The sequence below is a fragment of the Salinicola peritrichatus genome (assembly GCF_003206715.1).
Classification (GTDB): Bacteria; Pseudomonadota; Gammaproteobacteria; order Pseudomonadales; family Halomonadaceae; genus Salinicola; species Salinicola peritrichatus.
On record NZ_PZJU01000028.1, the window covers coordinates 60231 to 73492 of the forward strand.

At 61.7% G+C, this 13262-nt stretch carries 11 protein-coding genes; 6 read left to right on the top strand and 5 right to left on the bottom strand.

What is annotated here, in order from left to right:
* Window positions 1-69: 69 nt before the first annotated feature.
* On the bottom strand, window positions 70-1533 hold the full coding sequence (locus tag DOM57_RS11490) for a catalase (protein WP_204352949.1): 1464 nt from the start codon (window positions 1531-1533) through the stop codon (window positions 70-72).
* 523 nt (window positions 1534-2056) lie between these two features.
* Here DOM57_RS11490 and DOM57_RS11495 point away from each other — a divergent pair.
* Genes DOM57_RS11495 through cyoD form a run of 4 tightly spaced genes read left to right on the top strand, consistent with a single transcriptional unit; the run spans window position 2057 to window position 6193 of the window.
* Window positions 2057-3106, top strand: a complete 1050-nt coding sequence (locus tag DOM57_RS11495) for a cytochrome ubiquinol oxidase subunit II family protein (RefSeq protein WP_162619515.1) — start codon at window positions 2057-2059, stop codon at window positions 3104-3106.
* Window positions 3103-5211: a cbb3-type cytochrome c oxidase subunit I gene (locus DOM57_RS11500; protein ID WP_110649332.1), complete on the top strand. Its 2109-nt coding sequence runs from the start codon at window positions 3103-3105 to the stop codon at window positions 5209-5211. The genes DOM57_RS11495 and DOM57_RS11500 overlap by 4 nt, the downstream gene beginning before the upstream one ends.
* Window positions 5208-5831: a cytochrome c oxidase subunit 3 gene (locus DOM57_RS11505; RefSeq protein WP_110649333.1), complete on the top strand. Its 624-nt coding sequence runs from the start codon at window positions 5208-5210 to the stop codon at window positions 5829-5831. Before DOM57_RS11500 ends, DOM57_RS11505 begins: the two co-directional genes overlap by 4 nt.
* Window positions 5828-6193: a cytochrome o ubiquinol oxidase subunit IV gene (cyoD, locus tag DOM57_RS11510; RefSeq protein ID WP_110649334.1), complete on the top strand. Its 366-nt coding sequence runs from the start codon at window positions 5828-5830 to the stop codon at window positions 6191-6193. Before DOM57_RS11505 ends, cyoD begins: the two co-directional genes overlap by 4 nt.
* Before the next feature lie 22 nt (window positions 6194-6215).
* On the opposite strand, the gene DOM57_RS11515 is transcribed toward cyoD, so the two are convergent.
* A complete protein-coding gene (locus DOM57_RS11515; protein WP_110649335.1) occupies window positions 6216-7169 on the bottom strand; it encodes an AraC family transcriptional regulator in 954 nt (317 codons plus the stop codon).
* A 187-nt stretch (window positions 7170-7356) separates the two neighbouring features.
* Between DOM57_RS11515 and DOM57_RS11520 the strand changes: the two genes are divergently transcribed.
* Window positions 7357-8424 (top strand): aldo/keto reductase, encoded by a 1068-nt coding sequence (locus tag DOM57_RS11520; RefSeq protein WP_110649336.1) that lies wholly within the window; start codon window positions 7357-7359, stop codon window positions 8422-8424.
* Window positions 8425-8534: 110 nt separating this feature from the next.
* Here DOM57_RS11520 and DOM57_RS11525 read toward each other — a convergent pair whose 3' ends face one another.
* On the bottom strand, window positions 8535-8951 hold the full coding sequence (locus DOM57_RS11525) for a transcriptional regulator (RefSeq protein WP_110649337.1): 417 nt from the start codon (window positions 8949-8951) through the stop codon (window positions 8535-8537).
* A 213-nt stretch (window positions 8952-9164) separates the two neighbouring features.
* Between DOM57_RS11525 and DOM57_RS11530 the strand changes: the two genes are divergently transcribed.
* Window positions 9165-10952, top strand: a complete 1788-nt coding sequence (locus DOM57_RS11530; protein ID WP_110649338.1) for a sensor domain-containing phosphodiesterase — start codon at window positions 9165-9167, stop codon at window positions 10950-10952.
* 75 nt (window positions 10953-11027) lie between these two features.
* Here the strand turns inward: DOM57_RS11530 and DOM57_RS11535 are convergent, their stop codons facing one another.
* Window positions 11028-12746 carry a SulP family inorganic anion transporter gene (locus DOM57_RS11535; RefSeq protein ID WP_110649339.1) on the bottom strand — a complete coding sequence of 573 codons (1719 nt, stop codon included), beginning with the start codon at window positions 12744-12746 and terminating at the stop codon, window positions 11028-11030.
* A 61-nt stretch (window positions 12747-12807) separates the two neighbouring features.
* Window positions 12808-13077 carry a helix-turn-helix domain-containing protein gene (locus DOM57_RS11540; RefSeq protein ID WP_110649340.1) on the bottom strand — a complete coding sequence of 90 codons (270 nt, stop codon included), beginning with the start codon at window positions 13075-13077 and terminating at the stop codon, window positions 12808-12810.
* Between the last annotated feature and the right edge of the window lie 185 nt (window positions 13078-13262).

The window sequence follows — 13262 nt, forward strand, 5'->3', positions numbered from 1 at the left end:
TATTCCGAAGTCGTTTTCAACAACGTTTGGCCGACGCGCAGCAGATTGTGAACAGGCTCTTGCGGGACGCTACCTGTCGCGGCCAGCCCTGACCCCTTCCTCGATCCGATTGCCGATGGTTTCGTCGATGTTGCGCCAATATTCGAAGACGCGTGACAGTACCGGCTCCTCGACGCCACCCAGTACGTGGCCCACCACATTGCTGACCAGGCGATCGCGCGCGGCCTCGTCCATCACCTTGTTGATCAGAACATTGGCCTGACTGTAGTCGTCGTCCGCCGGGCGCAGGGTATAGGCGCTACGCACGAACTCGCCGTCAGCGGCCCATACCGCATCTTCCGGGTAGCGCCCGGGATCGGCCTGGGGGCCGCCCTTGGAGTTGAGGGCGTAGACCGGATCGCTGACGTTGTGGATGCGCATGGCGCCGCCCTTGCTGTAGCTGTGCACCGGACACTTGGGCATGTTGACCGGTATCTGCTTGTAGTTGCCGCCCAGACGGGCACGGTGCGCATCGGCATAGGAGATCGAACGCGCCAGCAGCATCTTGTCCGGCGACAGGCCGGTGCCGGGCACCATGTTGTTGGGCTCGAACGCGGCCTGTTCGATCTGGGTATGGTAGTCGGTCGGGTTGCGATCGAGAGTCAGCTTGCCTACCTCGATCAGCGGATAGTCCCCATGGGGCCAGACCTTGGTCAGGTCGAACGGGTTGATGCGATAGTGCTTGGCATCCTCGAACGGCATGATCTGCATCTTCAGCGTCCAGGTCGGATAGTCGCCGCGCTTGATCGCTTCGAACAGATCCCGGCGGTGATAGTCGGCGTCGGCGCCGGCCATCCTGTCGGCCTGCTCCTGGGTCATGCACTTGATGCCCTGATCGGTCTTGAAGTGGTACTTGACCCAGAAACGCTCGCCCTCGGCATTGACCCACATGTAGGTGTGGCTGGAGAAGCCATCCATATGCCGCCAGGTCGCCGGAATGCCCCGGTCGCCCATCAGCCAGGTCACCTGGTGTGCCGATTCCGGGGCCAGCGTCCAGAAGTCCCACTGCATGTCGTGGTCGCGCAGGCCGTTGTCGGCGCGGCGCTTCTGGGAGTGAATGAAGTGCTGGAACTTCATCGGGTCGCGGACGAAGAACACGGGGGTATTGTTGCCCACCATGTCGAAGTTGCCTTCCTCGGTATAGAACTTCACCGCGAAGCCGCGCGGGTCGCGCCAGGTGTCAGGACTGCCGGACTCGCCGGCAACGGTGGAAAAGCGGATCAATACGTCGGTCTTGGCACCCGGCTGGAGGAATTTCGCCTTGGTGTAGCGGCTGACGTCGTGGGTCACCTCGAAATGACCGAAGGCACCGCCGCCCTTGGCGTGAGGCTGACGATCCGGGATCATTTCGCGGTTGAACGCCGCCATTTGCTCCATCAGATAGTGATCGTGGAACACGATCGGGCCATCGGCGCCTATCGAAAGGGCATGTTCGTCGCTTGAGACCGGAATGCCGGAATCGTTCGTCGTCGGTTTACGGTTATCGCTAGTCACGCTGTTTCTCCTTCTGATCACTGCTCGGCAGTGGGCCTGTAACAGGATGCTGAAGCTACCCCTGGCGTGGCTGTCGCGAGTGCGTACCCGATATCGGTACCCTGTCAGGTCGCGACACGATCGCCTGAACCCTTCCATCGATGCCATTCCCAGGCACGGCCGATCCACGCTCAAACGGGCACAGCCAGATATATAAGGGAAGCGAAGCGGCTGTCCAACCGGCGAAGGTAGCCTTTCGTCCATCGAAACGTTGCCCACAGCCCCCGAGAGAAATCGCCCGCGACATGTCGATCATCGGCCAGGCCACAGTCCGCAAGGGCTGCGCTGATAGTCTGTGTCTTGTTCAAAGCGTTCGGTAATAGCCTCATATAATTTACCCCATCAGAAAATTTCATCGCGGAGGGTCGTGATCCATGAGTTCGAGGGAGCAGTAACCTGAAGCAATGTCGATACGGGAAATCGTTTCTATATTAGAGGAACCCATATCGTTTCATACGAAACAGGATGTTTCGGAGACGTTCCCGTGTCAGAACAGCCACAGACATCGCGACGCGGCTCGCCACTTCCCTGGGTTTTGAGCCGGATCTTGGGCTGGTCGCCGGTGACCTTGCTGACGGGTTGTAGCGCGACCCATATCACTTTTCTCGATCCTCAGGGGCCGATCGCTCAGGCACAGCGCCAGCATTTCTGGTTCGTCGTGGCAATGACCATGATCGTGGTATTGCCGGTCATCATTCAGACGCCCTGGATCCTCTGGCGCTATCGGTACGGCGGTAAAGCGCCTTATCGCCCCCACTGGGACATGTCTCGCTGGCTCGACGTCATGATGTGGGGCGTGCCTGTCATCGTCGTCGCCATCCTGGCGGTGGTGTTATGGCAGCAGACCCATCGGCTCGACCCCTATCGCCCTCTCGATTCCGACAAGGCACCGCTGCAAGTACAGGTCGTCGGTTTCGACTGGAAGTGGCTTTTCATCTATCCGGAGCAAGGCATCGCGACGATGGGCCAACTGGTGCTGCCGGCGGACCGCCCGATCTCCTTTCAACTGACCTCCGCCACGGTACTGCAGACCTTTTTCATTCCCGCACTCGGCGGCCAGATCGATGCGATGAACCGCATGGTCACGAAGCTGCATCTCCAGGCCAATCACACTGGCCGCTTTGCAGGCAAGAACATGCAATACAACGGCGGCGGCTTTCACCACCAACGCTTCACCGTGCGGGTCGTCGATGACCGGCAGTTCGACGACTTCATCGCACATGCCCATCGACAGGGACAACCGCTGGATCGGCAACGCTACGAGGAGGTCCTGGTACAACAGGGCGATACCGCTGATGCCGCCCGTGCCTTGGGGCTCACCTCGTATCAGCGTGGCGAACCGATTCGTTTCGCGCCGATACCGCGCGATCTGTTCCGTGGCATCGTCGACGATGCCCCTTTTGAATCGGCGGTGCACAATCCCGCGCCTCACCAGCAAGCCGCCATGCACCCCGTTGCCTATCAAGCGCTTCCCCCGAAGCAACAGACTCCCCCGAAGCCAACGTTGCCCCAGGACAAGGAGACGTCGCAGTGAGTGGTGATTTACCGGACTTCATATTCGGCAAGCTTGACTGGGACACCCTGCCTTTCTGGGATGCACTCAAGGACCCCACCACCTTCAAGATCATCAATGCGGTGATTTCCGGTGGCGCGGGCGCGTTGGTGGTCCTCGGCGCGCTCGGCGTCGTGATCCTGGTGACCTGGCTGGGCAAGTGGAAATATCTGTGGTCGGAATGGCTGACCAGCCCGGATCACAAGAAAATCGGCATCATGTTCATCGTGATCGCGATCGTGATGCTGGCCCGCGCCGTCATCGAGGCGGTGTTCATGCGCGCCCAGCAGGCCGTCGGACTGGATGGCGGGTTTCTCTCCCCCGAGCATTTCGGTGAATTCTTCACCACCCACGGCACCATCATGATCTTTTTCATGGCGATGCCTTTTCTCACCGGGATCATCAACTACGTCATGCCATTGCAGATCGGTGCGCGCGACCTCTCCTTTCCGGTCATGAACCAGATCAGTCTTGGCCTGACCGCGGCGGGGGCGGCAATCGTCATGATCTCGCTGGTTTTCACGCCCTTTTCCACCGGTGGCTGGAGCGGGTATCCGCCTTATACCGAGCGCGCCTACAATCCGGGGCCAGGCGTCGATTACTGGATCTGGGCGGTAACGCTTTCCACGCTTTCCTCGACACTCACCGGCATCAATTTCGCGGTGACCATCTACAAGAAGCGGGCGCCCGGCATGAAGCTGTTTCGCATGCCATTATTTACCTGGACGGCACTCACCACCGCCATACTGATGATCTTCGGCATGCCGCCGTTGACCGTCGCCACGGCATTGCTGGCGCTGGATCGCTATCTCGACTTCCATATGTTCACCAGCGATCTGGGCGGCAACATGATGAATTACGTCAATCTTTTCTGGGCCTTCGGTCACCCCGAAGTCTATATCCTGATCCTGCCGCCCTTCGGTATCTTTTCGGAAATATTCTCGACCTTTTCCGGCAAGCGGATCTTTGGTTATCCCGTCCTGGTCGTCGCAACGATCTGTATCTCCATACTCTCCTTCATCGTCTGGCTGCATCACTTTTTCACCATGGGACAGGACGCCGCCGTCAACGCCGCCTTTGGCATCGCCACCATGCTGATCGGCATTCCCACCGGCGTGAAAGTCTACGACTGGATGCTGACCATGTACCGGGGCCGCGTCCGCCTGTCGGTACCGATGATCTACGCCATCGGCTTCATCATGCTGTTCGTGCTGGGCGGCCTGACCGGCATCATTCTCGCCACGCCCAGCGTCGACTACCAGGTACACAATTCACTGTTCTTGATCGCGCATTTTCACAACATGCTGATTCCGGGACTGCTTTTCGGCATGCTTTCGGCAACCAATTTCTGGTTTCCCAAGGCGCTCGGGTTCCGGCTCGAAGAACGCTGGGGACGACGTGCGGCCTACTCCTGGATCGTCGGCTTCATGCTGGCCTTCTTTCCGCTTTATGTGCTGGGCGTGTTGGGCATGCCGCGTCGTTCGCTGACGTTCTTCGAACCCGCCTATCTGCCCTGGACCCTCATCGCCGGTTTCGGTGCGCTGGTGATCCTGTTCGCCATGCTGTGCCTGTTGATCCAGCTATGGGTGAGCATTCGCGATCGTCATCAGAACATGATGACCGCGGGCGACCCTTGGGATGGCCGCAGCCTCGAGTGGTCGACCTCCTCCCCACCCCCGGAATACAACTTTCCGGTCATTCCCGAGGTCCATTCCCGCGACGCCTACATGAGCGAGAAGGAACAGGGCAAGGCGCACCAGGTACCGGACGAGTTTCCGGATATCGTCATGCCCGCCAACAGTGCCATGGGCGTGATCATTGCGGTGACGGGTAGCGCGATGGCCTTCGGCCTGACCTGGTACATATGGTGGCTGGTCATTCTCGCCGGCGTGGTCACGCTGGTCGCGGTGATCGCCCGCGGTTTCGTGCGCAAGACGACCCGGGTGATCAGCAGCGACGAAGTCCGCCGTACCCACCTGGCCTGGCTCGAGTGCGTGCGCAAGACGACGCCGGTCGACCGCTCGAAGGAACAGTCACCCGAAAACCAGGGGCTGCCCGTGCCACCGGTGAATGGAGCCGTGCAATGACCCGAACTGCCATGCGCCATCCCGGCCTCAATCTGGGGCCCGCCCATGCCGACGCCGAAGACACCCGCGAGGAGATGATCTTCGGTTTCTGGGTCTTCATGATGAGCGATTTCGTCATCTTCGGACTGCTGTTCGCGACCTACGTGGTCATGCTCGGTGGCACCGCCGGCGGCCCGGGACCGCATGAGCTGTTCGAGATGAAAAGCGTCTTCATCGAAACCCTGATCCTGTTGACGAGCAGCTTCACCTTCGGCATGGCATCGCTGGCGCTCAAGTACCGGGAGGACACCAAACCGCTGGTGATCTGGCTGATCGTTACCCTGCTGCTGGGGGTGGCGTTCATCGCCTATGAGCTCAAGGATTTCCATACCATGTTCGGCAAGGGCGGCGTGCCCAGTCGCAGCGGATTCATCTCGGCGTTCTTCTCGCTGGTGCCGCTGCATGGCCTGCACGTGCTGGCCGCCTGCATCTGGCTGATCGCCCTGCTGGGGCAGATCGCCGTCCATGGCCTGGACAGTTTCGTCAAGACCGGTCTGCTGCGTCTGGCGATCCTGTGGCATTTCCTCGACATCGTCTGGATCTGCATCTTTTCACTGGTCTATCTGGGAGGGCTGACATGAGCCGACGCGCGCTTTCCAAAAAACGTGAACTCTCCGACGAGGAAGCGAAGGAACTGGTGGCAGAACGCCGCGGCTATGTCTGGGGACTTCTCGCAGCCCTAGTTCTGACGCTGATTCCCTTTGGGCTGGTCGCCTACGCCGAGATCGAACCCCTGACGCTGTACGGAAGCATCGCGGCCTGCGCGATCGTGCAGATCGTGGTGCACTTTCGCTTCTTCCTGCATATCACGCTGGCCAGGAACAAGCGCGAGGATCTGCAGTTGATCCTGTTCACCCTGTTGATTCTGACCATCATGGGCGGCGGTACGCTGTGGATCCTGTTCAATCTCTACTATCGGATGATGCCGGGGATGATTCCCTGATACGCGCTGGGGGGCTGTTTGTTCATGTTCCCTGCCGCCAGCGCTGTCGGTCCCGCTGTGGGGCCAGGCCGAAGAGGCGCCGGTATTCGCGGCTGAACTGCGACGGGCTTTCGTAGCCGACACGCTGGGCGGCAGCGGTCACTTCGATATCGCCGCCGAGCAACAGACGCCGAGCTTCCTGCAGCCGCAGCTGTTTCTGAAACTGCAGCGGACTCACCGCAGTGACCGCCTTGAAGTGGTGGTGCAGCGACGACACGCTCATGTGCACATTGTCGGCCAACGCCGCGATGGAAAGCGGCTGGTCGAAACGTTCCTGCAGCAGTCGTATGGCAGCGGCGATGCGCTGGGTCTGGCTGTCCCTCAGAGCCAGTTGACGCAAGCGCGCGCCCTGGCCGCTGCGCAGCAGGCGATAGACGATCTCGCGCTGGATCAGCGGCGCCAGGAAGTCGATCTCCTCCGGGGTTTCCAGCAAGCGCAGCAGGCGCAATACGGCGTCCAGCAAGGAAGCGTCCAGGCGGTTGACGTAGAGACCGCGAACCGGCTCCTCGGCGCGGGTCGGCACGAGTTCGTCGGCGTGAATGAGTTCACCGATCAGTTCGCTGTCGAGCGCCAGGCTCATGCCCAGATAGGGTCGTTCGCTGCTGGCGTCGGTGACTTCGGCCAGCACCGGCAAGTCGACAGCGGAGACCAGGTAGTGCATCGGATCGTAGGCGTAGATTTCTTCGCCGATGGCGAGGCGCTTGCCCCCCTGCGCGATCACGCTGAAAACCGGTTCATGAATGGCGTGCTTGGGCGGGTGCGGCACGCTCAGGCGATTGATCCAGAGTCCGGTGATGGCCGTCGCCATCTTTCCTTCGCCGTTCCGGGACAGACGATCGAGCAACTCGACCAGCTCCCGACGCATCCAGGCAATTTGATCGCCGCTCTCCGCCACTGCCGACGGCAGCCGGGTCACCGTGTTGTCATGGGCATTCATAGGCGCATGCTCTCCTTCTTTTTGCCAGGCACAGCTTACGCCTATCCTCACCGGCTTAACCTTTCGAGCTGCGCATTTAAGCAGGAACGGGCAAACATTCCACTGAATCGAGCCAGAGCAGCAGCGCCACGTCGGCCATACTGAATATCCTCGCATCCCTGCGATCATCACTCGAGGAGATCGACCCATGCGTTACAGAAAACTCGGCAATACCGGCCTTTTCGTTTCCGAACTGTGTCTCGGCACCATGACTTTCGGTGGCCAGGGCGAGATGTGGAGCCAGATCGGCGACCTGCAGCAGGCGGACGCCGACAAGCTGGTCGGCCGCGCCCTCGATGCCGGCATCAACTTCATCGATACCGCCGACGTCTATTCTCAAGGTCAGTCGGAAGTCATTACCGGCCAGGCGCTGAAGAACCTCAACATTCCTCGGGACGACGTCGTGGTGGCCACCAAGGTGTTCGGGCCCACGGGCGTCGACGATCCCTACCGCTCCGCCGGCGTCAACAATCGCGGCGCTTCGCGCTACCACATCATGGAGGGCGTCAAGGCGAGCCTCAAGCGTCTGCAGCTCGACCATATCGATCTCTACCAGATCCACGGTTTCGACCCGGCTACGCCGATCGAGGAGACCGTGCGCGCCCTGCACACCCTGGTCGAGCATGGCCATGTGCGCTACGTGGGGGTTTCCAACTGGGCCGCCTGGCAGATCATGAAGGCGCTCGGCATCGCCCAGCACCACGGCTGGCACCGCTTCGAATCGCTGCAGGCCTACTATACCCTGGCCGGGCGCGATCTCGAACGCGAACTGGTGCCGTTGCTCAAGAGCGAAAACCTCGGCCTGATGGTGTGGAGCCCGCTCGCCGGCGGCCTGCTCAGCGGCAAGTACAGCCGCGAGGGCCAGGCCGAGGCCGGCAACCGGCGCGCCAGCTTCGACTTCCCGCCGGTCGATCGCGAACGCGGCTTCGACTGCATCGACGTGATGCGCGAGATCGCCGATGCCAAGGGCGTGTCGGTGGCCCAGATCGCGCTGGCGTGGCTGCTGCATCGACCGGCCGTGACCAGCGTGATCATCGGCGCCAAGCGCCTCGATCAGCTCGACGACAACATCGCCGCCTGCGAGGTTCGGCTCACCGACGAAGAGCTCGACCGACTCGACGATGTCAGCGCGCTGCCGCCGGAATATCCTGGCTGGATGCTGGAACGCCAAGGTGGCTACCGTCGCGAACAACTGGCGCAATCCCAGGAACGATGACATTCCCGCCACGCCTCCCCCGGGTGAGGCGTGGTTGCCCAGGGGCGAAGCCAATCGGCCGCCTCTACGTATCGCCCTTCAGTCATGGCACCGCGCGGGCGCTGGCCGCGTCACGATCTATCCGAATCGCTCCGCCGCAAGCCGTTTGCCCTCGCGAATGTCAAAATGACCTGGCGCAGGATCTTGCGCTGTTCCTCGGGCAGGCCACGATAGATCCGCAGCACCTCGTCCTCCTCCCCGCCAACGGCTATGACCCAGGTTGTCTGCATGCTCCCCAAGCCACGCGATGCCTGCTCGCCGTAACGCAGTACCTGGGGTTCGACGCCCAGCCATCCGGCTAGCACCTGCAGCTTGTCCTGCGAGGGGATCGAATCGCCACGCAGCCAACGCCGCACCGCCTGGAAGGTGATTGGCGCTCCCCAATAGCGCAGATTGAATTCGCGTTCCAACACCGAGGGGCGAGGTTCGTAACCTGCGGCGGTGAGCGCCGCCTTGAGGCGTGACGCGAACAGGTGCTTTTCATCCATGACACCGAATTTGAACTATTTGTTCAATTCAAGTTGAATTAAAGTTAAAATTTGTATTGAACTGTTAGTTCAATGACACTGTCGTCGTCGGTTTCCTTCCCTACCGCCGTGCGCTCTATCACACCGGCGATGGACGCAGGGTCACTATAGAACGGTTATCGCAGGGGCACATCAAAGTGTCGGGGAAGGGAGGCTTCGGGGAGGTACCAGACCGTGACTCTGGATCGCTACGAAACATGGCGTTTGGATGCCGTGCACAGGGCAAGGCGGATCGATGCGCTGACCAACGAGCGTCTCGACCGGGCATGCTGGATCGCCAAGCAGCACTACAAGGTGGCGGATGCCCGGTTCACCTTGGTGGGTGACGAACGGCAGTGGTTCAAGACCGGTGAAGGGTCGGTATCGACCGTCGTGCCAAAGTCACTGTCACTCGATCATCACACCATCCGCCGCAACGCGCTCTTCGTCATCGAAGACGTCTCGTGCCATTCCGATTTCGCCAACCACCCTCACGTCGTCGCTCCTCCGCACCTGCGCTTCTACGCCGGCGTGCCCGTGCATGACATCGAAGGTTTCTGCATTGGCACGTTATGTCTCGTTCACACCTCCCCGATCGAGGCGGCAACGCTGGATTTCGACATGCTCCATGTCCTGGCCAGATTGATCGAGGATGAGATCGGCCATTATTTTTCCGCCAAACGGCCACTGGAGCCGTGCCGCGACCATGTCGATGCACTGACCGGCCTGCCGAACCGGCGTCTGCTGCAGATGCTGCTGGAAGTGGAACTGACGCTTGCCGGGCGCAGCCGGGGCAACCTCTCGGTCTGCCTGATCAACCTGGACGATTTCAAGCGCCTCAACGAGCATCACGGCAGCGCCACCGGTGACGCGGTCCTGAAGGTCATCGCCGAGCGCCTGCGCGACGCCGTCCGCCGGGAGGATCTGGTGGCACGGCTGGAGGGAGACGAGTTCGTCATCGTGCTGCGCGACCTGCCACAGCCCGCGGTCTGCCAGCGTATTCTCGATCGCATCCGCATGCCCATCGAGACACCGGAGCACGTCCACAGACTGACGGCCAGCATGGGAGTCACCAGCTATCCGGGAGACGAAGCGGATGCCGATGTACTGCTGCGCCACGCCTGTCAGGCCATGTATACCGCCAAGGAGTCGGGCAAGAATGGTTACTGCGACTTCGACCTCGAGCATCACCACTCCCGGCGCGAACGCCTGGCGGTCGCCCGCGATGTTCGCCTGGCACTCTCACGGCAACAGTTGGAACTCTTCTATCAACCGAAGATCGACTACCGCCATGGCACGGTCGCCGGTTTCGAAGGACTTCTCCGCTGGCGCCTGCCGTCGGGCAAAATCCTGCCACCGAGCCGTTTCCTCCCCTATATCGAACAGACCTGGCTCGACATCGAGTTGAGCAAGTACGTCATCGATAAAGCGCTGGCGGCGCTCGAAGAGATCGCGCGGCGCGGCCTGCCCTATTCGATCAGCGTCAACGTCAGCCCCGCCAGCTTTCTTGATGCAGGCTTCATCGACTATCTGCACCGAACTCTCGCACACCGCGACCGGGAACTGGTCGGTCGGCTCACGCTCGAGATCCTGGAAAGCACCTCGCCACGGGACGACATGCTCGCCATCGTCACTAACATCGAGACCTGCCGGCGACTCGGCCTGCAGCTGTCGCTCGATGACTTCGGCACCGGTCACTCATCGTTGAGCTATCTGCGCACCTTCCCCACCCAAAAGGTCAAGATCGACCGCTCCTTCGTCATCGGCATGCTCGACAGTGCCGAAGACGAAATCATCGTCGCGGCAATCATCGAGCTGTCGAAAAGCTTCAACCGCCTGGTGATTGCGGAGGGGGTCGAAAACGCATCGATCGAGGCACGCCTGAAGGCCCTCGGCTGCGATCAGGGGCAAGGATTCTATTACAGCCCCGCGCTGCCTTTCGCGGATGCCATCCAGTGGGCCGGGACCTACCGGCACCGGTAACGCTGAAGGCCCGACCAACGCACCGCGCAGGGTATCGCCGGGATCGCGAGCCGCCGCCCGGACCGATCCGATCCATCACCGCCTCGCCAGATGGCGCCGCAACTTGGCACTGGCCACCGCAATGGAACGCTCATAGCTCACCAGCGGCGGCCGAATGCCATGCGCGAACAGCACCTTGCGCATCTCATGGGAGGTGCCGGTCAATGCCACGACGACTCCGGCACGGCGCGAGGCCTGCAGCGCCCCTTCGAGGACCTGGGCGGCGCTGGAGTCGACAAACGGCACTTCGGAAAAGTCGAGAATCAGCCCACGGTGGCTGTCGACGATACGCGCCAGAATCGCCTCGATCGAAGCTGCCGCACCGAAAAAATAGGCTCCCGAAAGCCGGTAGACCACCAGGTCGGGATCGGACGCTTCCGGGCCCCCATCGTCATCATGAATCGACATGTCGTCGGATCGGTCCTCCACGACCCAAGGCGTGTGGGCGGTGAGCGTGGCGGTCTGCGACATGCGATGGATGAATAGCAGCGCACCGAGCAGAAAACCGACCACGATACCCTCGGTAAGGTCGCGAAAGATCGTCAACAAGAAGGTCGACAGTAGCACCGCGGCATCACCGCGCGACGCCCGCAACAGACTGTAGAAGGCGCGCTTCTCGACCATGTTCCAGGCCACGACCGCCAGTACCCCGGCCAGGCTGGCCAGCGGGATGTAGCTCGCCAGCGGCGCCGCCACCAGGATGAACAGCAGCAAGAACGCCGCATGCAGCATGCCCGAGACCGGACTGACGGCACCGGAGCGCACGTTGGTGGCGGTGCGCGCGATGGTACCGGTCACGCACAGGCCGCCGAACAACCCGGAGGCGACATTGGCCGCCCCCTGCGCCACCAGTTCGCAGTTGGCGCGATGGCGCCGCCCGGTCATGCCATCCGCGACCACCGCCGAGAGCAGCGATTCGATCGCCCCGAGCAGGGTGAATGCCACCGCACTGGGCAGCACCTCCGCGATCCTGGCCAATGAGACCGCCGGCAGTGCGGGCAGCGGGAATGACTCGGGAATGCCACCGAAAGCCGAGCCGATGGTCGCCACCGGCAAATCGAACAGCGCGGCCAGCGCCGCGGTCGCCGCCACCGCGACCAGCATGCCGGGCAGCCGCGGCCCCCAGCGCTTGGCCCCGGCGATGATCGCGATGGTGGCCAGCGACAGCGCCAGGGTGGCCGGGCTCAGGGTCGGTAGATAGCGCCAGATCACCGGCAGCTTGTCCCAAAGCGGCCCGGGTTCCGTTTCGCCCAGTTGCAGGCCCAGCAGCGACTTGATCTGGCTGGCGAAGATGATCACCGCAATACCGGCGGTAAAACCGACGGTTACCGGATAGGGAATGAACTTGATGTAAGTCCCGATGCGCAGCCAGCCGATCACCGCCAGCATCAATCCCGACAGGATCGTGGCCAGAAACAGCCCTTCCATGCCATGGGCCTGCACGGTGGCGGCCACCAGCACGATGAAGGCGCCCGCCGGACCGCCGATCTGGAACCGGCTGCCCCCCAGCAACGAGACCAGGAAGCCACCGACGACTGCGGTATAGAGCCCTTGCGCCGGCGAGCCGCCGGACGCCACCGCGATCGCCATCGACAACGGCAGGGCGACGATGGCAACGGTGAGACCAGCAATGGCATCGGCGCGCAGCTTGGAGAGACCGTAGCCCTCGCGCAAGACCGTGATCAGCTTGGGCGTGAACAACGCCGCGAACCCCGGCGAAATCGCCCCGGAAGGACGGGAAGAGGATGAATTCATGCTGTGCGACGACCTCGTCACAAGGTGGCGGACCGCCTGGCGGCGGCCCTCGCCGTACGGCTCAGTCGGCCGCGGGCGGCGGCGCGGGTGCCTTCAGGCGCACGCCGCGTCCCGTTGTCTGGCTCGGCACGTGTTCACCGATCAACTCGACGCCGGCACGATCCAGGGCCTCGACGACCTTGGTCAGGCTTTCGATCACGCCACGCACGTTACCGGAGCTGGCTTCCATACGCTGGATGGTCGGCACCGAGACGCCGGCCAGTTGCGCCAATGTCTTCTGATCGATGCCCAACAGCGCGCGGGCGGCGCGCATCTGAGGTCCCGTGATCATATTGTCGAGTTCTCCAGACAACTCAATCTGAGTTATATCATAGCTATAGTGATGTTTTAAACATCAACTTTGAATGATCGCATAACCATTCGGCACGAACGGTCCCACTCTGCCGCGCTTAGGAAGCGCTGAATAAATCGGCGAGCAGGATGAAGTGGTCGGCACTCCGTCGCAAGGCGCACGGA

What these genes read in the sequence shown, in the direction of transcription:
- DOM57_RS11505 (WP_110649333.1), top strand. Translation starts at nt 5,208, where the DNA reads ATGACCCGAACTGCCATGCGCCATCCCGGCCTCAATCTGGGGCCCGCC.
- cyoD (WP_110649334.1), top strand. Translation starts at nt 5,828, where the DNA reads ATGAGCCGACGCGCGCTTTCCAAAAAACGTGAACTCTCCGACGAGGAA.
- DOM57_RS11515 (WP_110649335.1), bottom strand. Translation starts at nt 7,169, where the DNA reads ATGAATGCCCATGACAACACGGTGACCCGGCTGCCGTCGGCAGTGGCG.
- DOM57_RS11520 (WP_110649336.1), top strand. Translation starts at nt 7,357, where the DNA reads ATGCGTTACAGAAAACTCGGCAATACCGGCCTTTTCGTTTCCGAACTG.
- DOM57_RS11525 (WP_110649337.1), bottom strand. Translation starts at nt 8,951, where the DNA reads ATGGATGAAAAGCACCTGTTCGCGTCACGCCTCAAGGCGGCGCTCACC.
- DOM57_RS11535 (WP_110649339.1), bottom strand. Translation starts at nt 12,746, where the DNA reads ATGAATTCATCCTCTTCCCGTCCTTCCGGGGCGATTTCGCCGGGGTTC.
- DOM57_RS11540 (WP_110649340.1), bottom strand. Translation starts at nt 13,077, where the DNA reads ATGATCACGGGACCTCAGATGCGCGCCGCCCGCGCGCTGTTGGGCATC.